This is a genomic window from Neobacillus novalis NBRC 102450 (assembly GCF_001591805.1).
In the GTDB taxonomy this organism is placed as follows: domain Bacteria; phylum Bacillota; class Bacilli; order Bacillales; family Cytobacillaceae; genus Neobacillus; species Neobacillus novalis.
The window spans coordinates 44,061-69,362 of sequence record NZ_BCVP01000001.1; the positions used below are offsets into that span (position 1 = coordinate 44,061).

General features: G+C 36.4%; 28 protein-coding genes and 1 pseudogene. 7 read left to right on the top strand and 22 right to left on the bottom strand.

Translation table 11 applies throughout. The features are described 5' to 3' along the window. Positions 1-298 precede the first annotated feature (298 nt). From dnaB to BANVL01_RS00240, 5 genes are all read right to left on the bottom strand, one after another. Positions 299-1,633 (bottom strand): replicative DNA helicase, encoded by a 1,335-nt coding sequence (gene dnaB / locus BANVL01_RS00220; protein WP_342342307.1) that lies wholly within the window; start codon positions 1,631-1,633, stop codon positions 299-301. After that, positions 1,575-1,892 carry a replicative helicase loader/inhibitor gene (locus BANVL01_RS00225; RefSeq protein WP_066085543.1) on the bottom strand — a complete coding sequence of 106 codons (318 nt, stop codon included), beginning with the start codon at positions 1,890-1,892 and terminating at the stop codon, positions 1,575-1,577. The genes dnaB and BANVL01_RS00225 overlap by 59 nt, the downstream gene beginning before the upstream one ends. A 12-nt stretch (positions 1,893-1,904) precedes the next feature. Continuing rightward, positions 1,905-2,243: a hypothetical protein gene (locus tag BANVL01_RS00230; RefSeq protein WP_066085541.1), complete on the bottom strand. Its 339-nt coding sequence runs from the start codon at positions 2,241-2,243 to the stop codon at positions 1,905-1,907. Between the two features lie 47 nt (positions 2,244-2,290). Next, positions 2,291-2,734, bottom strand: coding sequence for a hypothetical protein (locus BANVL01_RS00235; RefSeq protein WP_066085539.1), 444 nt, complete (start codon positions 2,732-2,734; stop codon positions 2,291-2,293). 216 nt (positions 2,735-2,950) lie between these two features. Continuing rightward, positions 2,951-3,154, bottom strand: coding sequence for a transcription initiation factor TFIIIB (locus BANVL01_RS00240; protein WP_066085537.1), 204 nt, complete (start codon positions 3,152-3,154; stop codon positions 2,951-2,953). A 490-nt stretch (positions 3,155-3,644) separates the two neighbouring features. Between BANVL01_RS00240 and BANVL01_RS00245 the strand changes: the two genes are divergently transcribed. After that, positions 3,645-4,631, top strand: coding sequence for an NADPH:quinone reductase (locus tag BANVL01_RS00245; RefSeq protein ID WP_066085535.1), 987 nt, complete (start codon positions 3,645-3,647; stop codon positions 4,629-4,631). A gap of 406 nt (positions 4,632-5,037) precedes the next feature. On the opposite strand, the gene BANVL01_RS00250 is transcribed toward BANVL01_RS00245, so the two are convergent. Continuing rightward, positions 5,038-5,391 (bottom strand): hypothetical protein, encoded by a 354-nt coding sequence (locus tag BANVL01_RS00250; RefSeq protein ID WP_066085532.1) that lies wholly within the window; start codon positions 5,389-5,391, stop codon positions 5,038-5,040. A gap of 635 nt (positions 5,392-6,026) precedes the next feature. On the opposite strand from BANVL01_RS00250, the pseudogene BANVL01_RS28850 reads away from it, so the two are divergent. Further along, a pseudogene (locus BANVL01_RS28850) lies at positions 6,027-6,095 on the top strand (YjcZ family sporulation protein); the annotation flags it as partial. A 395-nt stretch (positions 6,096-6,490) separates the two neighbouring features. Continuing rightward, the gene (locus BANVL01_RS00255) at positions 6,491-7,582 is read left to right on the top strand and encodes a CotH kinase family protein (RefSeq protein WP_066085530.1); all 1,092 of its coding nucleotides are present in this window, start codon (positions 6,491-6,493) and stop codon (positions 7,580-7,582) included. Positions 7,583-7,970: 388 nt separating this feature from the next. On the opposite strand, the gene BANVL01_RS00260 is transcribed toward BANVL01_RS00255, so the two are convergent. The 7 genes from BANVL01_RS00260 to BANVL01_RS00275 form a co-directional block, all read right to left on the bottom strand. Beyond that, entirely contained in the window at positions 7,971-8,840 is an 870-nt protein-coding gene (locus tag BANVL01_RS00260) for a hypothetical protein (RefSeq protein WP_156482166.1), read from the bottom strand. Between the two features lie 494 nt (positions 8,841-9,334). Continuing rightward, positions 9,335-9,532: a hypothetical protein gene (locus BANVL01_RS00265; RefSeq protein ID WP_066085526.1), complete on the bottom strand. Its 198-nt coding sequence runs from the start codon at positions 9,530-9,532 to the stop codon at positions 9,335-9,337. Positions 9,533-9,616: 84 nt separating this feature from the next. Continuing rightward, positions 9,617-9,742, bottom strand: coding sequence for a hypothetical protein (locus BANVL01_RS28515; RefSeq protein ID WP_268874902.1), 126 nt, complete (start codon positions 9,740-9,742; stop codon positions 9,617-9,619). Between the two features lie 41 nt (positions 9,743-9,783). Next, a complete protein-coding gene (locus BANVL01_RS27125; RefSeq protein WP_156482167.1) occupies positions 9,784-9,930 on the bottom strand; it encodes a hypothetical protein in 147 nt (48 codons plus the stop codon). A gap of 262 nt (positions 9,931-10,192) precedes the next feature. Next, positions 10,193-11,965, bottom strand: coding sequence for a group II intron reverse transcriptase/maturase (gene ltrA, locus BANVL01_RS00270; RefSeq protein WP_066096345.1), 1,773 nt, complete (start codon positions 11,963-11,965; stop codon positions 10,193-10,195). Positions 11,966-12,805: 840 nt separating this feature from the next. After that, complete coding sequence (locus tag BANVL01_RS27130; protein WP_156482168.1) at positions 12,806-12,967, bottom strand: hypothetical protein; 162 nt, start codon at positions 12,965-12,967, stop codon at positions 12,806-12,808. A 205-nt stretch (positions 12,968-13,172) separates the two neighbouring features. Then, entirely contained in the window at positions 13,173-13,580 is a 408-nt protein-coding gene (locus BANVL01_RS00275) for a hypothetical protein (RefSeq protein ID WP_156487428.1), read from the bottom strand. Positions 13,581-13,830: 250 nt separating this feature from the next. On the opposite strand from BANVL01_RS00275, the gene BANVL01_RS00280 reads away from it, so the two are divergent. Next, entirely contained in the window at positions 13,831-14,127 is a 297-nt protein-coding gene (locus tag BANVL01_RS00280) for a hypothetical protein (protein ID WP_066085521.1), read from the top strand. 369 nt (positions 14,128-14,496) lie between these two features. Then, positions 14,497-15,771 carry an IS110 family RNA-guided transposase gene (locus BANVL01_RS00285; RefSeq protein WP_066085517.1) on the top strand — a complete coding sequence of 425 codons (1,275 nt, stop codon included), beginning with the start codon at positions 14,497-14,499 and terminating at the stop codon, positions 15,769-15,771. A 101-nt stretch (positions 15,772-15,872) separates the two neighbouring features. Here BANVL01_RS00285 and BANVL01_RS27135 read toward each other — a convergent pair whose 3' ends face one another. The 4 genes from BANVL01_RS27135 to BANVL01_RS00300 form a co-directional block, all read right to left on the bottom strand. Next, complete coding sequence (locus tag BANVL01_RS27135; RefSeq protein ID WP_156482169.1) at positions 15,873-16,091, bottom strand: hypothetical protein; 219 nt, start codon at positions 16,089-16,091, stop codon at positions 15,873-15,875. A 485-nt stretch (positions 16,092-16,576) separates the two neighbouring features. Further along, positions 16,577-17,233 (bottom strand): DUF3885 domain-containing protein, encoded by a 657-nt coding sequence (locus BANVL01_RS00290; RefSeq protein ID WP_066085516.1) that lies wholly within the window; start codon positions 17,231-17,233, stop codon positions 16,577-16,579. Positions 17,234-17,383: 150 nt separating this feature from the next. After that, complete coding sequence (locus BANVL01_RS00295) at positions 17,384-17,764, bottom strand: VOC family protein (RefSeq protein WP_066085514.1); 381 nt, start codon at positions 17,762-17,764, stop codon at positions 17,384-17,386. A 210-nt stretch (positions 17,765-17,974) separates the two neighbouring features. Next, positions 17,975-18,568 carry a YdeI/OmpD-associated family protein gene (locus tag BANVL01_RS00300; RefSeq protein WP_066085509.1) on the bottom strand — a complete coding sequence of 198 codons (594 nt, stop codon included), beginning with the start codon at positions 18,566-18,568 and terminating at the stop codon, positions 17,975-17,977. 601 nt (positions 18,569-19,169) lie between these two features. On the opposite strand from BANVL01_RS00300, the gene BANVL01_RS00305 reads away from it, so the two are divergent. Beyond that, on the top strand, positions 19,170-19,352 hold the full coding sequence (locus tag BANVL01_RS00305) for a hypothetical protein (RefSeq protein ID WP_066085505.1): 183 nt from the start codon (positions 19,170-19,172) through the stop codon (positions 19,350-19,352). A 123-nt stretch (positions 19,353-19,475) separates the two neighbouring features. After that, complete coding sequence (locus BANVL01_RS00310; RefSeq protein ID WP_066085501.1) at positions 19,476-19,685, top strand: hypothetical protein; 210 nt, start codon at positions 19,476-19,478, stop codon at positions 19,683-19,685. An 85-nt stretch (positions 19,686-19,770) separates the two neighbouring features. Here BANVL01_RS00310 and BANVL01_RS00315 read toward each other — a convergent pair whose 3' ends face one another. From BANVL01_RS00315 to BANVL01_RS00335, 5 genes are all read right to left on the bottom strand, one after another. Beyond that, complete coding sequence (locus BANVL01_RS00315; RefSeq protein WP_066085498.1) at positions 19,771-20,397, bottom strand: LysE family transporter; 627 nt, start codon at positions 20,395-20,397, stop codon at positions 19,771-19,773. Between the two features lie 236 nt (positions 20,398-20,633). After that, positions 20,634-21,992, bottom strand: coding sequence for an amino acid permease (locus tag BANVL01_RS00320; RefSeq protein ID WP_066085495.1), 1,359 nt, complete (start codon positions 21,990-21,992; stop codon positions 20,634-20,636). Between the two features lie 242 nt (positions 21,993-22,234). Continuing rightward, complete coding sequence (locus tag BANVL01_RS00325; RefSeq protein ID WP_347343215.1) at positions 22,235-22,543, bottom strand: hypothetical protein; 309 nt, start codon at positions 22,541-22,543, stop codon at positions 22,235-22,237. Between the two features lie 208 nt (positions 22,544-22,751). Beyond that, positions 22,752-24,026, bottom strand: a complete 1,275-nt coding sequence (gene bcbE / locus BANVL01_RS00330; RefSeq protein WP_066085488.1) for a bacillibactin exporter BcbE — start codon at positions 24,024-24,026, stop codon at positions 22,752-22,754. Between the two features lie 211 nt (positions 24,027-24,237). Further along, positions 24,238-25,068, bottom strand: a complete 831-nt coding sequence (locus BANVL01_RS00335) for an SCO family protein (protein ID WP_169803117.1) — start codon at positions 25,066-25,068, stop codon at positions 24,238-24,240. Between the last annotated feature and the right edge of the window lie 234 nt (positions 25,069-25,302).

Sequence of the window (25,302 nt, forward strand, 5' to 3'; positions counted from 1 at the left end):
TCAGTTGCCAATGCTCACCTCAGCCTTTTATGTTTATTATTGGAGTATGTCCTTTAAGTTATTAGACCCGTAATAAAAAAAGCTGGTGAGTCTGCATTTATTACCCATCAGCTGGGACTACAGTAGTCTATTTAGAGCAAAGCTATTTTAAATTTTACGACCTGGCGATTTTTTCTTCAACATTTATTTTTTCTTCTTTCCACCACAGGTCCTCTTGGGGCTCTCGACTGTTATAGTTGTACCTATTAATCCATTGGTTTTCCGCCATTTTCCCACTAATCGTAACCGAAATTGTTTTTTAGCCCCCATAAACATCCACAAACACCCCCACTTCCTTTTCAAACAGAAGTTTGACCGTTCCCACCGCACCGTTACGCTGTTTAGCAATGTCAATTTCGATGATGTTGTTTGCTTCGTTTTCTTTGTTGTAATACTCATCTCGATAAAGGAGAATGATCAAATCGGCGTCTTGTTCGATGCTGCCTGAGTCCCTGAGATCGGACATCTTCGGGCGCTTGTCCATCCTTTGTTCGACTCCCCTTGACAGCTGGGATAGTAAAATGATGGGGACTTGGTATTTCCTTGCGATTTCTTTCAGTTCCTTTGTGATGCTGCCAATCGCGAGATCATGACGGTCATACTTCCCGCTGACTGCAATCAGCTGGAGATAGTCAATCACGACAAGAAATTCCCTATCCGGAAATTCCCTCCTCGTTTTTTGTATCTGAGCGCGGATGTCAGTGACCGTTTGCCGGGAGTGGTCGTGGATCTGTAAATCCCATTTATAGTAGATTTCAAGTGCGGTATTTGCTTTGGCTTGGTCCTCTTCCGTAAAAAACCGATAAGGGTTTTTCCATTTGGCGCCATCTATCCTCGTCAGATTACTTAACATCCTTTTGACGAGCTGCTTGTCCGGCATTTCGATGGAAAAAAGATCCACAACGCCGCCTTTTAAACAGCAATTTATCGCCAGATTCAGAGCAAGTGCTGTTTTTCCCATCGAGGGCCGGGCGGCGAGGATGATTAAATCCCCGTTGTTCCAACCGCCAGTCATCCGATTAAGCGAATCGAATCCTGAATCAATTCCCCTTAAATCTCCATAATCCTCATATATTTCATCGAAAATCTCCATGACGACATCCTGCTTTGTTCTCTCATATCCCCTGCCAATTTTCTGCATGTTAATAAATGTCTGGTAAAAGCTTTCCGCGGCCTCCATACTCCCTTCGTTTAAAAATCCAGCCGCCTTCCTTTTCAACTCGCGAATTTTATAATGTTCCAATACGATTCTCTGGTAATCTTCTACATGGGCGGTTGTCGGGCACGTGACGGAAAGGCTAGTCAGATAGCTAATTCCTCCGATGTCCATGATTTGACTTCCGAGTTGATTAAGCATCGTAACTAGATCAATCATCCTCGATTGCTGCCGAAGTGCTGTCATCGCTTGAAAAATGATTTGATTTCTTTTGTGCGAAAAATGATAGGTTTCGAGAATCAGTTCATTTATGATGCTCGGCTCTAAGAAAACCGCTCCTAGAACCATATTTTCCGCTTCCAACAGTTCATTTTGCTCGTCAGCAGGATAGCCATCCAGGTAATAGTTTCCGACTGGAATTCCTTCTGTCCCGTTCAATCCGATCTCGCCCTTCCTGTTCCCATTGTTTGACTTTATCGAGAAAGTCATTTCTTTTAACGCCAAAAGCTGCTATTTCAGCAATTGTTGGCGGAAAAGGACTCTTCGCAATGAATGCAATCAGCTTTTGCATCACTAGGTTGAAGTCCATCCCTCTGCAGGCCTTCGTCCACATGATGACTGTTTCATCACTTATTTTAAATTGCTGGTAGGCAGATTCAATCTTTTCTAGAACTTGATAAACTTCTTCCCTCTCCATCATCTGCCCCCCCTATGTAAGTTTTCCTTGCTTTTCTAGTCGCGCCATCCGTTCCTTTAGCGATTCCGTTCCCTTTTTGTTTTTCGCATTGCCCTTCGACATCCGGGTTAATATCGCCGCTTCATAGTAAGCCATGCTGTTGATCGTACCAAGAGGCGAGTGTCCGGAGTAGTCCAAATGAATTTCTTTCATCCACTTCAGCAGCTTCTCCAGCGGAACATCTAGCCCTGCGACTTTTGCCAAAGAATTTTTATCTTTTGCCGACAAGGCCGTACCCCGGTTTCGAAGTTGGATAAACTGTTCGGCAAACGCAGTTATTCTCGCATTTTTTTCGCTGGAATCCTGCTCCACTAACCTTGCGATAGGCTGCGCGCAATCATCACCCTTCTTTTTCTTTTCTAGCTTCTCTCTTTATGATTTTGTTGCGGCATCGTTTCTCTCAAGTTCTCCGCTTGTTGCGGCACCGTTCCGCGAAATGGAGGGCAAAAAAAATCACGTAATCCGCCAGTCTGGATATCCTCATATCGAAGGACGGTAAATAATGTCCCGATACTCAATTCCTCCGTGGCAATCAATCCTTTTTTGACCAGTTTATCGGCAGCCCGCTTAATCGTGCTTTTCGAATACTGCTTCTCGCCTCTGCCTTCCCGGTAGCCAAGATCCTCCGATAGCTTAGAATACGCCCTGATGTACTGCCCGCTTTTCAACTGAATACCGATCACCATCCTTCCATCCTCACGGCAAGCCTGAATCAACAACAGCATGTATAGCCGAAACGGCACAACTTCCTTCCATAACTCCGTATCCAACACATCCCGATACAGCTTCACCCAGCCACACATTTCTCTTCACCTCATAGTTAAATGTTTTCATCTACTATTTATGGAATTAGAGGGAAAAAGGACAGGGTCGGCAGAAATTTTTTTAAAATCCCACGGAGGTTCGAATCCTTTCTGAGACATACAAAAAAACCTTGAGTATCAAGGTTTTTTGAATGTCTATTGTCCATGTAGTTTTTTTCTGTAAAGATATTGCCGGCTTTCTCTATAATCTATTCATCATAATGTCCCCTTAAATTTCGCTGGCTTTGAAACATAGCTTTCGATGATAAATCCACAATCTGTGCAAATTATATATTCAATATTCGAGCCAAAGCTCATCTTGCTTTCCGGACTCATAGCCGCGTATCCACTGTGCTTCCCTTTCCCTAATTCATTTCCGCCACATTTAGGGCATTCTGTTACTCTCGTAGAATAGGTCATTAGAAATCATCCTTTTACAATTAGTTTAAAACTAAGCGATTCGCCATACACGATCCTTAATTTTACACTTTTCGAAAAAATACTTATACATGTACACCAAGGGTTGTGTTAAATTAATTAAATTTTACCATAATTTAAAAAAGAAATAATACAAACTTCGGTATTTACTGGTTAATAAAATGGTTTCAGATTTCCGACATAATAATGTTTAATTTTTGCCCATTCATTATCACAGTGGACAGAAACTTCACCTTTTGTACGATCAATAACGATACTACCTTCCAACTGGGCAACTAAACCTGCTTTATCTGTTGGCACGTGATAATAAATAGAAATCGTTTTTTAATGACAATTATAAAATTACCCAACATAAAGTAAGTTACAAAAAATATAAGAATCGGTCTTAATTTTTCCCAAAAAGGTTTTTTTGGCCAAGCAGATAGTCTATCATTAAGTAGATGTGATTTTACTTTAAACAGGGGGAAGCCGTATGAAAGCTATTCAAATGTCGTCCTTTGGGGAACCTGAAGTGTTAAAACTAGTAGAAGTTAAAGAACCGGTACCGGCAGAAAACGAAGTACGGGTAAGGCTTTATTATGCCGGCGTCAATCCAGCTGAAGCTTATATACGTGCGGGAGGTTATGCCTTTTTCAATCCTGACATGCCTTTTACCCCTGGATTTGATGGTGCAGGTGTGGTGGATGAGGTTGGCCCGGGTGTCACTAGGCTCAAAACCGGCGATCGGGTATTTGTCGCCTCCACAATGGCAAAAAGAAAAACGGGAACATATGCGGAAAAAGTAGTTTGTGATGTGGAGGCCGTACATAAATTGCCCGAAACAGTAAGCTTTGAGCAGGGAGCAGCACTTGGCATTCCTGTCACTGCTGCCTATCGCGCACTTTTTCACCGGGCACATTTAAAACCGGGAGAAACGGTATTAGTCCATGGGGCTTCCGGCGGTGTAGGTACTTTAGCTGTACAACTTGCTAAATATGCAGGTGCACAAGTAATCGGAACTGCCAGCACAGAAGAAGGCATTGATGTAGTAAGAAAATCGGGTGCTGACGCCGTCCTTAACCACAATCAAACTGGTTATTTGGAAGCACTCCCTTCCATTACAAACGGTGCTGGCGTTGATGTGGTCATAGAAATGCTTGCCAATGTCAATCTAGAAGAGGATTTAAAGCTAGTCAACAAGTTCGGCCGGGTGGTCATAGTAGGCAACCGCGGATCATTGGATTTCAATCCCCGCTTGACAATGGCCAAAGAAGCCGATGTCCTTGGAATGGCTGTTTGGAATGCACCATTAGATGAATTTAATGAAAGTTTGATTGCAGTTGAAGCTGCACTGAATAATGGAGGACTTCAGCCATTCGTAGGAACAATTCTGCCGCTTGAAGAAGCAGCCAAGGCACATATCCAGATTTTAAGCAGCAACGCAAAAGGTAAAATGGTATTGGAAATCGAAAAAGACTAAAGAAAAAAAGGAAGTAAGAGAAAAAATCGTTGAATCCCTTATGTCTCTAGGGATTTTTTTGTTGTTTATTTTTAAAAAAAGCCGCTATTTTCTCTGCATTATAAAAGTGCTTAGTCACAACCCGAATAAAACCGAGGGAATTTCGACAAATTCTGGGTAGTAACTTATTTAAATTCATATTTTTTGACCGAAAATGTTTTCGCCAGTCAAAAAGAGTGCTCCTCCTAATTTCAGAAACGCCCCCGTTAGCCATTCATGCAGCACAAAATCAGTGCTGTACCACAGAGAATGAAAATGGGAAGGAAGTGTCAATACTGATACTGACCTTAATCCAGTCAACCCTTGTCCATAGGCTTATTAATTTCAGCTCTCCTCTTTTTTTTACGATTAAGCAGCGGAACACCCGTTATTTTAATGGACCAGTCACCTCAAGACATCTTCCATTATACGCGTCCATCCTGACGGTTAGTTCCTCTCCATTTTTAGTTTTCAGTGTTACACTAAACTCCCGTTGATTAGTGATTTGATTAAAAAAACCACTCTTTGTAACAATGGAAAATTTCTCCGGTTTAATGTCCTGCCAATTTAAATGTACGGCTTTTATTCCCAATCTTTTTGGTGGATTTTCCAAACACAAACCTGCGTAACCTGTGGCTTTCTCAGTTGTAAACATGGGCTTTTGGTATGAATATGCAAAACAAATGATTAGAATAACTAAAATGCGGAAAACTTCTTTCTTCAAGTTTGTGGTCTTTTTCATGTTTCAATCACCCTATCCATATCGTATAAAAAGGTAATTCGACAACCCCCACCAAAATTCCTGCCTTATTGCACTATCTGGCTTTAGTTTAATAAGAAAATCCGCAAAATGGTTCTATAAAAGTCCTTTCTCTCTTTTATTTCACATTTTATTCGTACTACGACATAAACATATTAGTTAGATTGAATAAAATCTAGAAAATATTTCCTATTCTAAGATAAATAAATTAAAAATCGGAGGTATTATATGTCAGTGTCACTGTTTGTCATTATTCATATCTTGGGTGGTATTTTTTTTATTAACCGCAACAATAAGCTACCTCACCCTTAAAAAACTTTTCTTAGTGTATTTGTTGTAATGTGCATTATTTATGCAGTCCCTTATATTCTTATGGTTATTACTAGCTGCTTTTGAAAAATTTATTTATAACTTAAATTCCTTTGCTGCGCATAATGTGTCGTTTAGGACTGAATTTATTCGTACTATACCTAAAAATAATATTAAAATAACAAAATTCAACGCTTGTCCATTTCCTATCTAACCATCATTACATATTGTATAAAGACTCTTAATAAAGGTGGTGATACACTATGGAATTCGAACACGAGCGTCGTACAAGTCGTCGTCGTAATCCTTTTGCCTTAATCGTTGTTCTCTTCATCCTTTTGATTATTGTTGGGGCATCTTTTATGACTGGATACTAATAATCTAGGATGAATAACAACCAAAAATATATAAAACCTCACTTTCATTTGAAGCGTGTATAAGACGCTTCTCTTTTTCTCTTTAATACATTCTCCTTAGGTACCTTATGGGTGCCTTTTTTATATAAAATAATTAGGTAATTCTTATTTCGCAATATGTGTCAATTGCGAAGTTAATAAACAACTTCTTCTTCAACTCCTCATAAGTAAGTGAAAAATTTCACAATTGTCCAGTTTATAAAGAGTTTTTTAAACAAGTTTATAAGGAGTTTTGCGTCATTCTTCAAGGTATTAAGTACTTTTGTGATAATTTTGACGTTATAACAGAAAAAATGGTGTTTTACCGTGTCATACTCCTATTTTCTTTCATACGAATAAAGTAGGAGGGATACAAATTGGACAAGGCAGAAAAAATACCGCAATATAAACTTTTTATCAAACCATCTGACCTTAGAGAGCTGGAATGGACTATTTGGATTGACGATCCAATCCCTGCTCAGTTAACGCTGGATAGGAAAAGGTTTGACATTGATTTAAGTTATCGCGGATCTCATATTCGTGATTTTTCGAAAAAGTCTTATCAAATTTCTTTCCATAAACCTACAAAATATAAAGGTGCGAATCTTATTCATTTAAATGCTGAATTTAAGGATCCATCTCTTATCCGAAATAAACTGTCTTTTGACTTCTTTTCCGAAATTGGCGTGTTAGCGCCGCAGTCACGCCATATTTTTTTAACGCAGAACGGAAAAGCCGAAGGAATTTACTTAGAAATCGAATCAGTGGATGAAAACTTTTTGAAGAAAAGAAATCTACCCAATGGAAGTATTTTTTATGCCGTTGATGGTGATGCGAACTTCTCACTTATGAGCGACTTGGATAAAGAAACGAAAAAATCACTGGAATTAGGCTATGAAAGAAAATACGGGACCAGGGCTGATGATCATTATTTCCAGGAATTCATTTATAAAATTAATACGATTCCACAAAGAGAATTTTCTCGTAAAATTCCAAAATATGTCGATGTTGATAAATACCTTCGCTGGCTTGCCGGAATTATTTTTACATCAAACTATGATGGTTTCGTTCATAACTATGCACTCTACAGGAATGGTGACAATGGCCTCTTTGAGGTCATCCCATGGGATTACGATGCCACCTGGGGGAGGGATGTAAACGGAAAACTGATGGAAGCTAATTATGTCCCGATCGATGGCTATAATACCTTAACAGCAAGGCTGTTAGCTGTGGATGGTTTTCGAAAGCAATATCAACGTCTCCTCATAGACATTATGAATCATCAATTTACAGTTGAATTTATGAAACCAAAGGTTGAAAAACTACTTACATTAATCCGGCCGTATGTATTGCAGGATCCATATAAAAAGCAACATATCAATGATTTTGATTTGGAATTAGGGTTTATCACTAAGTATATTCAGGAAAGAAGAAAGTACTTATATGGGAAATTAGCAAAATTAAATTAAAATGTGATGAGAATAATGGATAAAGTTTGTCCTCACTTCTGTTAGGAGTAAAGTAATAAATAGGTTAAAATGGATGCATGAAAAAAATAATTGCGTTATATCTGAGGAGAGAATATTTAAATGACAAGAGATGTAAATTTAGGAGTCCGCGTTTATATGTGAGCGAGTTTTTTAGGAGTTTTCTGTCATTCTACGAGGTTGTCAGGACATTCGTGTCATTTAACGATTATTTAATTGCTTTTAAGAAATTTTCAAGGTCTTCTTTGGTCACATTTATCCAAATAACTTTCTCACACTAAACTGCCCCGTTACTTGAATAAGAAAAAGGCTTTACTCCATATAAAAGTAAAGCACCCGTTAGCTTAAGTACATCCCTTCACAATTTAAACTAATAATTTATATGATTGTGATCGTAAACTTCATTCCACTCTTCAGAAGCTTGCTTCATATCCTGATAACATCCCTTTATTTTTTCAAGGAATTCTTCGTTCAATAATGAATCTTGAACTTGAACATCTTTTACCAAAGTATAATAATTGATGTATGCAGTAAGAAGATGTTGGTGGGCAGAAGTATAAGCTTCAGGAACATTCATATGATTCATATAAGAAATCACCCATAGATAAACACTAGGATTACTAAGCATCTTATATAGAGCACCATAATCCTTTTGATTAACATAGGGGATAATATCGTACTCAACGGCGGATAGGGCAATTTCTATCCTGGTTTGTGTTTCATCTTCATAAAACCGTTGATGCTGTAAACTACCGACTATAGGAAAACTACGCCCCTCATTCTTCAAGCTTTCTTTATAAATAACATACCAATGATCTGAAGCTTGAATAATTTGTGCGTATGCAGAATTTAATTCCAAGATATTCGACTTGGTTATCATTCCATCCTTTATCATATTCTTTTGATAAATAGTTAATTTTTTCGAAAAATTTTTATATGAGTTTAACAAATCCCTATGTGCTTGTTGGTAGGATTTAGGAACAGGTGCTTTTTCCATCTCATCGATGCGTAATTGTAAAAAATACTGTGAATGGTCAATGTCATCATTCACACGTTTAACATCATAGACGGTTCCACCAATAGCTTCTAGCATAAGAGTTTGTACATTACCATTAGTTTTGCTGTATTCCATTATGCTAGTATCATAAAGTTGAAGTTGTTGTTGTCTATGTTCTAGATATTGAAAACCAAGGTATCCAATTACCAACATTATAAATATAACTAAAGTCCATCTTTTCAAAGTCATTTCCCCATCTCTTAAAAAGCTGATTAAACAATCCCGAAATTTCCAACTATTACCTTCATTATTTTATCATAAAGAATCCTGAAGCTTTACTTAAAATTGAATAAGAATTCAACTATTTAATGACTTTTCTATGATTTTCCATTACAATATCCCAAAAACTCCAAATTTGATACACTAGGAAAAAATTACTTGGGGAAAGATATGGATCAGGTAAAAAAACAACATTCAGTTTATTTTTATTTACGGTTGGAAGCTATGTACTTGTTTGGTTTTAATGCAATCTGTTTTGTGGCATAACCATCAAAAGTTCTATATTTTTTAGTGACCCCAATTTAATCATCATTCCACCTGAAATAACATTTCATAAGGTTCTTCCCTTTCCATTCTTTCCTACCCCAAATAATTCCACTTCTTTCACTAAACTGCTCCGTTAGTATAAGAAGCGACTATTCTTGTTGAACAGTCGCTCGGCTAAATAATTATCTATCCTACTCACTAAACTCTTTATATTCATCAATGTAGAAAGCTACATAACCACAATTTGAACAAACGGCTGCTTTTGGTTTTGCAGATACTTTGTTGAAAAGTCCCTTCCCTTTTTTTCTTATTGTAATTCCTAACGTATCAAATTCAACATTAATATTACAATCTTTTACCATTTCGTTTTGACATTGATTACATTTCATCTTTATACCACCTTTGTTTTTTAAAATTGCTTATTTTTAAATACGAACAAACAAAACATAAAGTTCCTTAAAAGTGCAGAAACTTTACTTATTCAAGTAATCATATTTCTTAAATAGGCTACCAATTCCTCTTATTGCAGAAACCTGCCCCGTTAGCGGAACAAGAAAAAGAGCCGCCGCAGCAGCCCCTTGTTGAACTCTTGCACCCATTAGCTTAAGTACATTTCTTCACAATAGAATCGAACTGTGCATCAAGAAATTGGCTCGTAGTTTTCCGCATCTTCCCAGTACCACTCACCGTCAAGATGAAATAGAAACTGTGCGGAACATTCATCTATTTTGTTTACACCGTACACGACCATAACAATTCCGTTAATTGAGCTTTTTACTTTAAACATATTTGCCACCTTTCAGTAGTTCGCATTTTCTGTCAAATACGCAGTATTCGTTTTTCTTCTTCAACTAAATTATACTGTTCTGCTCCTTTACTTCAATAAGAAAGAGCTATTCTCCTTCTTGATACGAATAGGTAAGGGTTTGAAGTTATCGCTCCCTTTTCCCCTCGTCCACACCAGTACGTGCGACTTTCACCGCATACGGCGTTCAAACTAATCCAATTCATTCAATTCTATGTATTCTGTGAAGCGAGTTTAATTCCAATCAGATAGTAAAATTTTTGCATTGTTTTCGGAGTTCATTGACTTTTTCTTTTTGCTTGTTATTCAATAGAAAAACCTCAAGCAGCGATTTGATTTTATCAATATCTTTCAGATGTAATAATCTATGAACGGCTTCATGCAACACTATCAGGTTTGAATATCTGTCATCTTTTGAAAGATGATAAGGATTTTTATGATGACAATGCCAATCGCTTTTACCAAGTTCTGCTCCCGTAACTGCACATTTTCCGTATTGGGCTATGAACTTACTAACTCGGTTGTCGTTATATTCAATCGTTCGATTTGGAATAAAGTTTTTCATGACATGGCTTAATACGCTTTTGTTAATCGCTTTTAAATTATTGTGTATTTTTGCTCTGCCTTCGGCAGTATAATTACACACATCTTGCGAGAAACAAAGATTTGTTTTATGCCGTTGGGCATAAATAGGGACAAACACCATGTTTTGAATCTTAAAATATTGCGGTGAGTATCCTTTATAGCGTTTTTGAAGTGTACTGGTCATGTCATCAAACTTAGCTTCAGTTCTGATATTCTTTAATCGATTATATAGTGTCTTGTTTAAATGGGAGGACAACTCACTTAAATTACATGAGATATTAGTAGCTGCTGCGTAATAGTTTTGAATTCCCATTACAACAGTGTTGTAGTGCCATACGTTTTCAGCACATGGCTTTTTCTGAATTGCTTTTATAGTATCCTTAATTTTTATGAGTGCATTGGACTTAGCTTTCTTCGTCATATGGGATTGTGCTACGAACCCCATCCTTGTTTTTCCTTTACGAATTGCTCGAAAAGAGAACCCAAGGAATTCGGAAGAATTCTTCTTTAAATTAATAACCTTTGATTTTTCATCACTTGTCTCCAGATGTAATCTAGTTTTAAGAAAATCCTTGATGGCATAGTTCATTTTAACCGCTTGCGACCGAGTACGGCATAATACCTTGAAATCATCGGCATACCTTACGATGTAACATTCTTTTAGATTTGATTTCTTAAGTGCCTTTACTTTGCTTCCATTATGTTTATAATTATGGTTGCTTTGAAAGGTTTCCCATTGATTACTTACCCACCAATCGAGTTCATTTAAGACTATGTTCGATAGAAGTGGTGAAAGGATACCTCCTTGCGGAGTACCTTTTGTTGGTACTCCTTCTCCTTCAATCTCTGCTTTTAATAGCTTCGAAATAATAGATAGTAATGGTTTATCCTTTATTCCTAATGACCAAATTTGTTTAAGTAATTTACTATGGTGAACATTATCAAAAAATCCTTTTATGTCTACATCTATACAATGATAAAGACCCACCATATTGACAAGCGACTCTAATCTCGCTTTGGCATGGTGAGTGCTTCTGTTTGGTCTAAAGCCATAACTATGTTTATGAAATTTTGCCTCGCAAATGGGTTCTAATACTTGTAAAATACATTGTTGAAGAATCCTATCCCAAATTGTTGGGATTCCTAATGGTCTTACTTTTCCATTTGCTTTAGGAATGAAGACACGTCGGACACTTTCTGGTCCATATGCTTTGAGCATATTTTGTACGTGTTCAATTACATTTTCTACTGACAAATTTTTAATATCATCAATCGTCAACTTGTTAGTTCCTGCTGTTTTACTCCCAGTGTTTCTTTTGATGTTTCGATAAGCAAGACGTATATTTTCATTGGAACTTATCAGTTTCATTAGGTTATAGAAATTTTGACCATTGACACTTTGAGCATATAAGTTATCGAAACAGTGTTGCATATCATAATATTCATTGTGTCTCAGTTTCTTACGTTTTAACAAGTCGGTGACTCCCTTGGGAGTTGAACCTCTTTTAGTCTCACAAGAACCTTATTAATCGATAAAGAACTGTCGAACATGGTTGAATGATTCTTTATTAGTCTAGTGGCTATCCCTCCATGTGGATTAGACATTTCATTGGTACTGTGCCACCACTTTCACTGATATAAAGATAAGTTATACAGTAGCTATTCTCACTCATGCTTTCCTTATCAACGCTTCACCGAGAGCAAGCTCTCCACGTTATCAGCTTACAACGTTGAATTATATCTATTTTAGAAAGAACTTAGGTGCTTCCTCTAAGCCTGTTAGCCGTTCATATGCCTGTAACATATCATGGATTTTCATATTTCTTAGTCTTACTCATCCACTGCTAACCTCACATTTAGTGATATACACATTTCTATGTATTGCGCGTGTAGACCCGTACTTTCAGAAGTTCGTCAGCTTAACCCTTTATTGTGGGTTCTTTTGCATACTCACCATATTCATTCAACTCAAGCATCATGATTCACACCACCCCCGCAGGTAGGCTTTCGTCAGCTTAACCTGTTACGGTAAATTCTCACGCCTATTAGCCGAGCTTATAACACTTTCATTCTTACTAAATTCAGTGCTATTCGACGCAGAGAGAGCCCTTCAAGATGTTACTCTATCATTTGACTCATCGATATAATCCTTCAATTCCGAAAGGAATTGTCTAGCCTTTACCAGAGAGATGTATCCATCCTCCATTTAAACTAGAAACATTTCGCACAAGAATAGCACCCGTTAGTGCAATGAATCCCGAAGCATTGTTTCCTAATTTTTCTCTAATATAACAAGTGAATAAACTGTTGCAACTGAACCACCTGACATAGCACTCTGAGAGACAACCTTCCATCCCTCTTGCAAAAGTTGATTTAAATCACTTAAGTTATTCTTCTTATCGGTAACATAATAAACTACGATTGCCTTTTGCATGATACACCTCCTGAACAAAATATATCCTACACATCCATTAAACTGCCACCGTTATTTGAAGAAGAAGGCAATATCGTTGTTCCAGTGAAGCACCCGATAGTTTAAGTATATTAATTCACAATCTAACAATAATTGTGTTTAAAGCCATCGATTCTTTATAAGATTCTGCAGATATTTTACTTTTTCTTTTCGTTATTTCTTTTCGTTATTTCTTTTCTTTAATTCCTACACTTTTTGCCCAAAATTCTAACCTTTGTCCCTCATAAAACTCCAAGTAAAAGTAGCCTTTTTCTCCTAAGCATTCTTCTAACTCACCATCAATTTCCACTCTTCCACGATACACATTATCAATTGTTAGGGTTTTTGAATCATTTACATTGAAAAACTCAAATTGTTTTAATTCAACATCAGTAAATATTAAGCTAAGACTGTTCCCATTTGCTTCTTGTTTAAAGTTAATGAATAAAATATCATCTTTTAATGTTACACTTTCACAATCATAATCATTGTGCAAATCGTAATAGTTGTAGTCAAATTCATACTGACAAAGATTCTCAAATAATTCTATTGATTTTGCAAATAACAGGACTGCCATCTCCTCTTTAACATACATCGTTTTTATTCTATTTCTTTATCCAAAGTGGTTTTTCCTTCTTCCACTAACCTCCCGTTTGTTGAAAAACAAAAAAGCACCTTTTTAACGCAATGCCCTTGGTGTATACCTTTATAGCTGCATTAATGAGGATAAAGCGTGCTTCCTAAACATATAGTGAGTAAAACTACTTCAGCTGGGGAGTATATGTTTAGGATGGTGTGCGTTCATATTTAACATATTCCCTATTAATAAACGAGGAAGTGAATAGATGAATCAGAGTGACGAACGCAATAACTTTGGTGGAAATGTAGAAGAAAGTGGCAACAACCAAGCTGGGAATAATGCTAATCAAGGTACCAGTGACTTTGGTGAAGCTGTTGGAACTTTTACTGATGCCGTTGCGGGTGCTATGATAGGTGCTCCATTTGGACTAATTGGTACTGTTATAGGCGGTGTTTCAGGCGGTGTTATTGGTAACCAGATGGTGGAGACGGCTGAAGCAGATAACAATACAGCATCCAATAATCGTGATGTGAGTAATAATATTAACTCAATAAATAAGTAGCTATTTTTCATAAGGATTCCAATCAATTTAACAAGGGAATGTAAATTCCCCGTTAACCTCAGATGTTGAAGAACTGCTGCATGGGTGGCTAACGGGTGAAATGTCTAGAGGAAGAACTCAATAATGGGTTCTTTTTCGTTTGATATTATATGCACCAAGAACGTTTAACAAAAAAACTCATATTCTTCATGTTCTTCGCCTAACCTTCCCAGTTACTTGAAAAAGAAAAAGCGATCCTTCGTAATTGAAGCATCGCACCCATTAGAATTCCTGTAGATAGCTATTTTTACCGTTTGATAAAAATAGAGCCCCTCAGTAAGATGATTATACACACACAACACAAAATCATTCTTAGGAGGAAGCTCTATTATGAAGTTTAAAATGCAAGACAAACAAAATCAACTAATTGAAAGAATATCGATCAAACATCTTATAATCGGAATAGATATAGCCCAACAGTTTCACGTTGCTCGTGCCGTTAATTTCCGTGGCATTGTTATTGGTGATCCTCTAACGTTCGAAAATAATGAAGATGGCTTTGCTAGATTAATACAATGGATTAATCGGTTTAAAGCTTTAAAAGGCTTAGATACAACGATCGTTGGTATGGAGCCAACCGGACACTACTGGATTAACTTATCAAAATGGCTTTATGAAAGAAATATTGAAGTAGTGACAGTAAACCCTCACCTTGTAAAAAGAAATAAAGAAAATCGTGATAATACCCAATCTAAAAGTGATAAAAAAGATGCCTTAGTTATCGCTGATATGGTGAAGAATGGCTATTATTCGTTTATTCGCCCTTCTTCAGAAATCTTTGAAAAACTACGAGTCTTAATGTCTAATCGTGACATGACCGTAAAAAGACTTGTTAGTGCTGTAAATCAGATTAACCGTTGGGTAGATATTGTTTTTCCAGAACTTCGGCAAGTTTTCAAAGATGTTAAAGGAAAAGGGGCAATCGCAACACTTCGCTTATTCCCTACCCCACTTGAAATTAGTTCAATGAAACCACAGGATATCGTGAACGGCTGGAAAACCTTAATGAAACGACAAGCTGGTTTAAGAAAGGCACAACTACTTATCGAATTAGCTACCCAATCTGTTGGTACACCACAAGCTCTTGATGCTTATAAATTACACTTGGAACAATTACTTGAAGAATTCGATCTAGCTACAGCCCAACTGGAAAGAGTTGAAAAGGAAGTCACTGAAGTTCTTAAAAAAATACCTTTCGCTAAAAAATTGCTTGCCATTAAAGGCATAAGCGAAATTGCACTTGGAGGTATTTTAGGAGAAGCTGGAGATCTCAGTGGTTTCGCTCATGGTAATTCTTTATTACGACATGCAGGGCTACATTTAGCAGAGGCAAGTTCAGGTAAATGGAAAGGACAAATTGTCCTCTCAAAACGAGGAAGGTCCCGTTTACGACGCTTTTTGTACCTAGCCACAATGAGCCTGGTCATGAACAACCCCGATTTTAAAGAGTTACATTCTAATAATGTTAATGTGAAAAAGATGAAGAAAATGAAGTCCATCATGAAACTAATAAATAAATTCGCAAGAATTCTAGTAGGAATGGCAAGAAAGAATGAGTCTTATAGTTCCGACAAAGTAAAACCTTTAATTTCAATGGCTGCTTAAAATAATTCATTGAAAAGGAAATTTTTGAACTGGAAGATTATTATCTTTCGAATATTGGCTTATTCGTGGGATCTCAAATAAAGTACGAAGTACCGGATTACTTAAGCATAAGGGCTCTGACCCGTTCCGTTAGAAAGACCGGCATCTACCACTTGGATAGGTATGACGAAGGAATGAGAGGGCGTTTGACCCGTTGAGACATGGGAGCGAAAACCTCCAGGGGTGGCGTGGAGAACGTACATTATATGGAAATTTACGGAGTTATTACTAACCCCTTTATTTAAGTACGCCTCCATGTAGCCAAATTGCGAACAACTCATTTCATCAGTCCCCAAATGTTATTACAAGTGCTTTGAAATCCTGCGAATAAGTGAGTATTCGAGAGATAATCGTATCTAACTGAGGGAGCTTAAGTACAATCTTTCACAATTTTATCGATAAATACCCAATTTTCCTTTATAATGATCCTCCATAATCTGGCCCGATTGTTTAATAAGAGCTATTGTCGATTCTTCCACTAAACTGACTGTTGTTGAAGAATTTCCACAAAAATAAGCGTTAATTCTTAAAATAAGCGTTAATCCTTCTTGGATCAACGCCCCCGTTTAGTAACGACCACTCTTAAACAATGGCTCTTTTCGTGACTATTGATGCTATATAGTATAATCAAATAAATAGCACTTGTGAGGTGTTCCAATGTTTAAATATGTGTTTCTATTAATCTCAATTAGTTTTCTTTTAATTGCCTGTACAGGAATTAAGTCTTTTGAAGGAAGACTTAATTCTATAAAAGACAACTTATTTTCTACTTAAACAAGAGATCAATTCTTTTGCGATCATAATCTAATATCCAATCGTTAAATTCTTCATAAAGAAAACGAATGCCCTCTTTATCGGCTGCTAAAATATCGCATCCACGATCATCATACAAGTGAAAAATTACTTTTTTAATTAGATTAATAAAATAAATTTCATATCCACTTTCTTGATTATTTTTCAATATAGTAGATGAATGAGCAAAGTCTTCATAACAGATGGCTTTTAATAGCGTGGCATACCTAATAATGTCTTTTTTGCACTGAAGGACAAATCGATGAGTAACCATCTGATCCTCTTCATCTTTGGAGAATCTAACTAAAAGTTGATACTGTAATTTGTATAATACATTTTTATCATATAAATACTTCTTATAAACATTTAAAGGTTTCTTCCGAAGAATGTGATTATAACTTGTAGTAAGCACATCAGTAACCAGTAGAATTTCATCTCTCTCTTCAAACACCTTTTTAAACAAAGAAATGGAACGGTGAAAAGTTTGTTTCAAATTTTCTTTTGCATAGGATGGGATCATCGGATTTGAGATTTCGAACCTAATGCTATTATTCCAAGAATAAAATAGCGGTGGTTCTAAAATTAACCCCTCAAAATTCTCATTTAAAAATGAATATAGATTTCTAATCATTTTTCCTCCAACCAGATTTATTAACAAAAACCGTATATAAACTTTTGTAGAAAAGCCCTCGTTAGTTTAAGTCCAATGTTTCACAAACTTTTATAGTGGAGAACTCCATACAAAGTATTGCTGTTGTTGAAACCGATTTTACCCATTGTATTAAACAGTCAATTCAATAAGATTTCCTTCTGGGTCCTCAATAACACTCTCATAATAACCATCTCCAGTGACACGAGGACCGTTAATATGGCGAAAACCATCATTTTTTAATCTGGCTGTCATTTGATTAACGGACTCCCTGCTTCCTAAAGAAATGGCAATATGAGCCCAGCCTATCATATCACTCTGTTTTTTCTTATCAATCCCTGATTTACGCATAATCTCTAATCGTGTTCCAGAATCAAAAGTGAGAAAATATGATTCAAATTTCTTCTCTGTATTCTGATACTTATTGTTTGACTTACCATTAAAATACGTTTCATAAAACTCTCTCATGACTTCCAAATCATTGACCCAAATAGCTACATGTTCAATTTTCATCTTTTTTTCACTCCATGAGGAACTAAATTTTTTTATTCTTGATAATGCGATTTGTTCCATTGACGAGCAAATTGGATCGTCAAAATAACGGATAAGGTTACAGTAAAGTAATTTTATTTTTTGGAAATGAAGGATATTTTCAAGCAATAATTTAAAACAAAGTGAGGTAATATCTTTAGGGTTGATTAATTTATTTTCTCATCAAATTTATTAATCATTTAATCCTTTTCCATTGAGAATTTGCTGCCTATATTTTTCAATCCTTGACTCTCGAGTTTTGGATTGTTTGGGTGCAGAAAAATAAAGAATGTATGCTCTTTGCCGCCCCGGCGTTAATGCTTCAAAAGCAGGTTTCAAGGCAGGGAGTTCATCGAATTTATTTTGTAATTCTTCAGGAATTATGTATTCTGTCGTCTTCTTAAAATTCACTTCCAAGCCGGCTTTTTCAACTTCAATGGCTTCATAAATATAGGCTTTCAAAATGGATTCCATTTCAATTATTTCTTGAAGATTGGTGAACCGAATCTGGCGCGCTGCCTGTACATTCTCCGTTTGTTGGATTAGAATCCCTTGGGTATCCTTTAATAAGGCACCTTTGTTAAACAGAAGCGCACAATATTCTTTAAATCCATGGATTAAAACGATGTTTTTTTTCTCTAACGTGTAACAAGGATGCATCCACTTAAATTCTTCGGTCAGCTCACAGTCAAGAACGATATTTCTCAGCTTCTCATATTCTTCCTTCCACTTTTTAGCTTTACTTAAAAATTCATCTACCTTAGGATTCATTCTACTCTTTGTCATTAAGGAACACCCCTCTTCAATTTTTCGATCCCTGAAAGTCAAGAATGATCATTCTCGATTTCTAGATTCTTTCTGTAACTTTTTGGCATTACTTGAATATTCAACAACCTTGAGATCCATTCTACTCTTTGTCATAATGTCATTTTAACTTAATTCACTAGTTTTTTAAAACTAAGCCGTTATCATTATTATATAAGTGCCTGTCCCTACCCGAATAATGTCGAGGGAATTTCGACAAATTCCAGGTAGTGACAGTGCACTTATTATGATTAAGAAAATCATAAATAACAGTCTTTGAAAACCATCCCCAAATAAAAAAGGATGGTTTTTGTTTATTCCACTAAACTGCATCTTATTTGAAGAATAAAAAGCCGGCTGACCACCGCAGTCGGCACTTTTTAGTAATGCCCTTGGGAGCTGAATAAGGAAAAATTCCCTTGCCCGCACTTCTTACTTGACACAACTATCCATGCTAGTCACTACTGCCTGATTTTCACTTCTTTCCCCTGTATATCCAAGCTTTTGGGTCTGTATTGTCTAATGGCTACAGGTCAGTATCTTGGGCATAATACAGGTTATATACATTAGAGAGGGGTATAGTATGAGGCTAAGGAATGGAGATTTTTATACAAATATTTTTACCAATAAGTTATATAGGTTAAATGAAGATAACGATAGCAGCTGGTACTTGAGTTTACGTGATGAAGAAGGTTATCATGAACCAGAAAAGATATCAGGGCGTGATATGATTAGATTGGTAGAAGGTAGTTATAAAAAAAGCTAATAATAAATGCTCCCCCACTCCGTCATAGTACAGTGGAAAGCAGGTAAAACTTAAAACAATATAAAATGTTCAAAGGAAAAAGTCGCCTTTATGTCGAATATAGTAAATAAAGGGGATTATCCAATGAATAAAGTTGAGTTATTAAAAAAATTGCTAAATAGTAGTCGAGGTAATTTGTTTTCATTAGAGATTCCTACTACAAAGGAAAATGAAAAAAAGATTCAAGAATTGGTTAGCGAATTAGAAACAGAAAAAAGAATTAAATTAAGAGAATATTTACAGAGAGAGTATTCAGTTTATTTACAAGGAATAATTAAGTATGCATCCGAATAATCGGATGCCTTTTTTATTGGGGTAAATCACCATAGGGTTCAATTGCATAATTATTTTCCAAACAGTTGAAAACTCTTTTACTGCATTAGAGTGCTTGAATCCCCTGATAACCAAAATAAACTCCAAATATAATTAATGACATACCGGAAATAATCGAAATCGCAATTAGGGTTTTTAGATTTAAGAGCCTCCTAAAACCAGTAGTAAGAGCCGCAACAAAGATGTCCCAAAAAATTAGACCAAGGAAGATCATGCCGCTATAAATCAAAAGTGACTCCTTTCCATTTGTTTGAGCCGTTTTTGCCAAAACGGATCCATAGATCCCCAACCAAAAAAGAATAGATAATGGACTGGTAATAGACATGATAAATCCTGTAAGAAAGCATTTAAATAAGGAATCTTTTTTTCTGCTGTATGATAAGGAGAGTGAATTTGCATTTTTAATACTTTCAAATCCAGAATAAATAAGAATAAATCCTCCAAACAGCCAAAGGAATATTTGTACAATAGGAATCCCTAAGAATTGAACCATTCCTAAATAAACCATGAACATAAAAATCGCATCAGCAATCATCGAACCTACCCCCACAATCCAAGCATGCCAGAACCCATTCTTGATTCCTTTATCCAAGCGAGCAGAATTGACCGGGCCAATAGGAGCGGCTAAAGTAAAACCGAGGATGATATAACCAGCCAATATACTTATACTCAAGAAATCACCTCACATCACATTAGGGTCAACTTGTACATTTTATGAAAGAAGCGGTGATTCATGTCCATACAATTTGTCATACTCTACAGTTATTTGGGAATAAGCTCCTAAAAAAACATGAAAAGGGGCGATCTAAAAATAGCCCCCCCTTCCTTTATTATCCGTGCCGCCTTTCTTAGAGCACATCAATAGATTTTCCAACACTTACGAGAATTAAAAATTTCCATTCCGTTAATCTATCCTTTTTGACTTTCCTTCTTCCAAACCATTTTTTCCATGATAAAGGCAATTACACCAATGATCGCAGCTACTAATAAACTTACAAAGAAGCCCATTCGAATGCCCTTCTCCATCAGGGTTCCACTTACCGCAGCAAGAATAAGAACTAAACCTAAAATGGCCAACATCTTTCCACCCAGCTTTATTTTCAAAATATGTAAGGCAGAAATAATGATAAAGGACCAGTTGAAAAGAATTAAAATCCCTGCGGCTGTTGTGATGTATTCATAGATCTTACCAGGCAACAGCAATGCCGTGACGATTGATGCAATTAATCCAATCGTTGCCAATGCTAATGAAGGAAGTGGCAGCTCTTTAAACTTTTTTAGCTTTTTAGAAAACAACGATGGTGCATCACCACCTACAGCAAGTGTTACTAAAAGTGTGGTTACCCCGAATAATGAAGCGGTCATGGTTGAAAATCCCGCCAATATAATCGCTGCATTAAATACATGAGGAAAAAAGGCAAAATGATATTTATCTAATGCCGTAACAAAAGGACTCTCTTTTTCAGTAAATGCCCCATGTGCTGCCATAAAGACTGCAAGACCGATGGAAATAACATAAATAATCACCAACACAATCAACATGATAATTCCCGCTTTGGGTGCATCTTCCTTCTTTTTAAGTCTCATGGCCATTAGTCCAATGACTTCAATCCCTCCGTAGGCATAAAAGGCATAAATTAAGGAGGACCAAAAACCTTTGTACCCTTCAGGAAATAGTTCTTTTGCTGAATGCGGAAAACCAGGATGTTTCACATTCCCATGCAACCAGCCAAAAACGGCTGCAGCTGCGATAATAATAAACATAACAATAGCGGCTGTTTTAATAATCGCTAATACATTCTCAACTTTATCAAAACCCTTATTGCCTGTTACAACAACAACAATGGAAAGGATCGCATACCCTGTCGCAAAGAGCCATAATGGGACATTGGGAAACCAAAATCTTGAAAGAATCGAGAGTGCGGTTAGTTGGCTTCCCATAATCAGGATGTTTGAGCACCAGTAATTCCATCCGCAGCTAAAACCTGCCCATCGTCCGTGGGCTTTGTTTGCGTAGTAGCAAAACGATCCATCTTGTGGATCTTCTGCTGTCATTTTGGCTAATAGATTGTAAACAACGTAAGTCCCTAGGGCTGCTAGAATAAATGAAAAGACAATAGACGGGCCAGTTACTTTAATCCCAATTGTGGATCCAAGAAAAAATCCAGTTCCAATCGTGCAACCCACTCCGATTAAAGACAATTGCCACCAACTTAAATTTCCTTCTTTACCGTCTTTACTCTTACCACTAGGGATAAAAAAATCCATGTGAATGCCTCCTTATACATAAATATTCCTATGAAGACACTAAAAATTTCATTTGAAGCAGTTTCACTCAAATTAGTATTATCTAATAGAAACGGGATAATGCCTTGAAAAATAAACCAAACATTATTCTTCGATTCTTGTAGGTATGAAATTTTCATAGAGACCATGACTATTACACAGCAAAAAAACACGAGAACTATTTCCTCGTGTTCTTAACGACCTATTGAAAAATACTTCAATATCTATTTCTCTTTCTTTTCGCTTTTCTTCTCAGGCAGGCTGCGATACATTTGCGTATAGATACTGCCTTCCACAATATTTTGAAGAAAAAAATCTTCGATCAGTTTTAAATATTCTTCATCGTCAAACATCTTTTTGTTTTGTAATTCCATCTCGGCTAAACCTTCATATCTTGTTAAAAGGGCATATTTATGGTCTTCCCCAGAAATAGGAGATAAGATCTCAATCTTCTGAGCATATTCTTCATTCCTGAAATTTTTTATCTCATTTAGATTTTCTATTCCTTCTTTGAATTTATCCTGTTTAAACATAAATGTCTGCAAAACAAAAACTGTCATCATTGCACCCCTAGAATAATTTAGGAAAAACCTATGAATTATGATTCCCTGACGTTTTGATTTTATTCATAAACATTTTGGGGAGTATGATCTAACCTAAACTGTAATAATTTAAATAAAGGGAAGTATTTCACATCCCTCTTTGTGCCTGCAAATTGCCCATTATTTGATTATATAAGTATCATTCCTGAGCCTGATTACTTGGTTTTATGGAAATTAACGCCACAATCGCTGCTATTACACATAGACTGCAAAGTGAGATAAAAATCCAATGATTAGACTGCTTCATTAAAAGTGCTATCATTGGGGGACCAGCCGCTACTCCAATAAACCGCATTGAACTATATATTGATGAAACTGTGCCTCGCTCTTTTTTTTCTATACCATTAGTAATTAGTGCATCCAAGCAAGGAAGACCTACACCAATTCCTACCCCACAAATTAAAAACATTGAAATAATAAACCATAATTTTATAGAAATCCATAGGGCAGCTATTGAAAATGCGGAGGCAATGATTCCACCAAAAATTAGCCATTTCATTAACACTTTATTTTTTTTGATTAGCTTCCCGCTTATAAAGGAGGATAAGCATAATATACCAAGTGGTAATGCTAAAAAAAAGCCTTTTTTCATATCCTTTATTTTATACTCTGTTTCAAAAATTTCTGAAAGGTAAAACAAGATTCCAAAAAGGACCAACATTAGGACTGCTCCAATGAAAAAAATAGCGTACAACCACCGCCCTTTTTTGTTGAAGGTATTCTTAACGTTTTTAAAGAAATCTTTGAATGGAATAGGTTTCTCATTTTTTTTGGGGCTTTTGACCAAAAATAAAATCATTAAAACTGATACTGCACAAAAAACTGGAATTGAAAAGAATGGTAAAAACCATATAAACCCCGCCAAAAGCGAACCCAATATTGGACTTAATACCTTTCCAAAGGTGTTTGATGTCTCAATTAATCCAAGGCATTTGTTAACGTCGTCGTCTTTTTTAAACATATCCCCCACTAAGGGAAGAACGATTGGCATGGCTCCTGCAGCCCCAACCCCTTGGAGCGCACGCCCTGCTAAAATTATCCAATACGCGTTATCTAATTTCCAAGCGGCCCATCCTGAAATAAGTCCACCAATTCCAGCAATAATGAGACTAGGAACGATGACCTTTTTTCTTCCTATTCGATCGGATAAGTACCCGGCAAGTGGGATTAAAAAGATGGCTACAATAGAGTAAACCGTAATAATCATACTAATTTTAAAAGAAGAAATCGATAACTCTTTTTCCATTAATGGTAAGACAGGAATTAGCATGGAATTGCCCAAGGTCATTACCAAAGGAATGGAGGACAGTGAGATAATGGCCCACTTTTGGTTTGAAATCTCATTATTTTTATTTCTGGTTGACGACTTTTTTTTAGATTTAGGTGCGTTAGAAATCTTCTCAATATTATCCATTTCCGCTTCTAACCCACTTTCTAAAAAATATATTACTCAATTTATATCCCCATTTGTCATTATTATTGGTAACAGCCAACAAATTTTCAACTTTATCAAACCCTTATAAAGAGTAGTATGGTTTTGTTTTAACGTTCTATGCTCAGTATATAAAAGTGCCTGTCACCCGATGTCGAGTGAATTTCGACAAATTACGGGGAGTGACAGGCACTTATTTAACAACCTGCAACATTTCTTCCCTGTCAATAAAACTCCCTGTGAATTCATGGGTCAACTTTCCATTCTCATTAAAAACAAACGTTTTGTTATCATGCAAGACCTCTGTATCCTTTTTTTCAAAATGAACACCCAGTGTATTCGTTAATTTTTGTATTTCACTCATATTCCCTGTCAGCATTTTAAGGTAGGACATATCGAAGTTCATTTTCTCTGCATGGTGCTTCATTGCTTCCGGTGTATCATTCTCGGGATCTAGCGAAACTGATAAAAGTAATAGATGATCCGGATTTATCGCTTTTGTTTTAATATCCTGCTGCAGGCTGCTGAAATTCGCCAATAGAACTGGGCAGGCATTTGGATCTATGCAGTTTAAATAGGTGAACGTCATGACGACTTTTTTCCCTAAGAGATTTTGTTTCGTCACTGTATTCCCATTTTCGTCTAGTAACGTAAAGTCCGGTAAGGCCATCTGACTTGCGACCTTATGAGCGTTTTCTGCCGTCTTTACCTCGATTGTAAACTGCTTTTCAACCTCCATTTTTGCCCCATTATGCTCCACGCTGATAGTTGCCACCCAGTCACCCTGCATCGGCAAATTGACTGAACCGATATACTTGCCATCCCCGATTTCGTCGGCATGAATCGGGAGTGTTCCGTGGTCCATATTTTTCATATTCAAATCCGCATTTACATTGGCACCATTTACGGGTGTTCCTTGTTTGTCGACTACCTTAAACTGGATTGCCATCGTTTTTCCTGGGGTAAATGTTTTTGGTGTCGAAAGCTTCACACTATAGGTATTTGTATTACTGCACCCAGCCATAACTATAAGAAAAATACTGATTATGAAAATAGCCATTCTACTCATTTTGCTCGACCTTTCAGAAAAATGATTGATCATTTTTCGGTTAATTTTTATCTGCTTGTTTAGTATAGTCTCTCAGCATTTTTTAAACTATGAAGTACTTCACTTATTAACCGGCTATCTTCGAAAAATGTAAAAAAATTCAACACTTTCTCCAGCGTTCTCTTGAGCCCTATTTATTTTTAGACGCCA

Bases quoted from the DNA above. Each gene is read 5' to 3' on its own strand.
- BANVL01_RS00225 (WP_066085543.1), bottom strand. From the start codon at position 1,892: ATGGAGAGGGAAGAAGTTTATCAAGTTCTAGAAAAGATTGAATCTGCC.
- BANVL01_RS00235 (WP_066085539.1), bottom strand. From the start codon at position 2,734: ATGTGTGGCTGGGTGAAGCTGTATCGGGATGTGTTGGATACGGAGTTA.
- BANVL01_RS00240 (WP_066085537.1), bottom strand. From the start codon at position 3,154: ATGACCTATTCTACGAGAGTAACAGAATGCCCTAAATGTGGCGGAAAT.
- BANVL01_RS00245 (WP_066085535.1), top strand. From the start codon at position 3,645: ATGAAAGCTATTCAAATGTCGTCCTTTGGGGAACCTGAAGTGTTAAAA.
- BANVL01_RS00250 (WP_066085532.1), bottom strand. From the start codon at position 5,391: ATGAAAAAGACCACAAACTTGAAGAAAGAAGTTTTCCGCATTTTAGTT.
- BANVL01_RS00265 (WP_066085526.1), bottom strand. From the start codon at position 9,532: ATGAAATGTAATCAATGTCAAAACGAAATGGTAAAAGATTGTAATATT.
- BANVL01_RS28515 (WP_268874902.1), bottom strand. From the start codon at position 9,742: ATGGGTGCAAGAGTTCAACAAGGGGCTGCTGCGGCGGCTCTTTTTCTT.
- BANVL01_RS27125 (WP_156482167.1), bottom strand. From the start codon at position 9,930: ATGTTTAAAGTAAAAAGCTCAATTAACGGAATTGTTATGGTCGTGTAC.
- ltrA (WP_066096345.1), bottom strand. From the start codon at position 11,965: ATGCAACACTGTTTCGATAACTTATATGCTCAAAGTGTCAATGGTCAA.
- BANVL01_RS27130 (WP_156482168.1), bottom strand. From the start codon at position 12,967: ATGCAAAAGGCAATCGTAGTTTATTATGTTACCGATAAGAAGAATAAC.
- BANVL01_RS00275 (WP_156487428.1), bottom strand. From the start codon at position 13,580: ATGTATGTTAAAGAGGAGATGGCAGTCCTGTTATTTGCAAAATCAATA.
- BANVL01_RS00280 (WP_066085521.1), top strand. From the start codon at position 13,831: ATGAATCAGAGTGACGAACGCAATAACTTTGGTGGAAATGTAGAAGAA.
- BANVL01_RS00285 (WP_066085517.1), top strand. From the start codon at position 14,497: ATGAAGTTTAAAATGCAAGACAAACAAAATCAACTAATTGAAAGAATA.
- BANVL01_RS27135 (WP_156482169.1), bottom strand. From the start codon at position 16,091: ATGAGTTGTTCGCAATTTGGCTACATGGAGGCGTACTTAAATAAAGGG.
- BANVL01_RS00290 (WP_066085516.1), bottom strand. From the start codon at position 17,233: ATGATTAGAAATCTATATTCATTTTTAAATGAGAATTTTGAGGGGTTA.
- BANVL01_RS00295 (WP_066085514.1), bottom strand. From the start codon at position 17,764: ATGAAAATTGAACATGTAGCTATTTGGGTCAATGATTTGGAAGTCATG.
- BANVL01_RS00300 (WP_066085509.1), bottom strand. From the start codon at position 18,568: ATGACAAAGAGTAGAATGAATCCTAAGGTAGATGAATTTTTAAGTAAA.
- BANVL01_RS00305 (WP_066085505.1), top strand. From the start codon at position 19,170: ATGAGGCTAAGGAATGGAGATTTTTATACAAATATTTTTACCAATAAG.
- BANVL01_RS00310 (WP_066085501.1), top strand. From the start codon at position 19,476: ATGAATAAAGTTGAGTTATTAAAAAAATTGCTAAATAGTAGTCGAGGT.
- BANVL01_RS00320 (WP_066085495.1), bottom strand. From the start codon at position 21,992: ATGGATTTTTTTATCCCTAGTGGTAAGAGTAAAGACGGTAAAGAAGGA.
- BANVL01_RS00325 (WP_347343215.1), bottom strand. From the start codon at position 22,543: ATGTTTAAACAGGATAAATTCAAAGAAGGAATAGAAAATCTAAATGAG.
- bcbE (WP_066085488.1), bottom strand. From the start codon at position 24,026: ATGGATAATATTGAGAAGATTTCTAACGCACCTAAATCTAAAAAAAAG.
- BANVL01_RS00335 (WP_169803117.1), bottom strand. From the start codon at position 25,068: ATGGCTGGGTGCAGTAATACAAATACCTATAGTGTGAAGCTTTCGACA.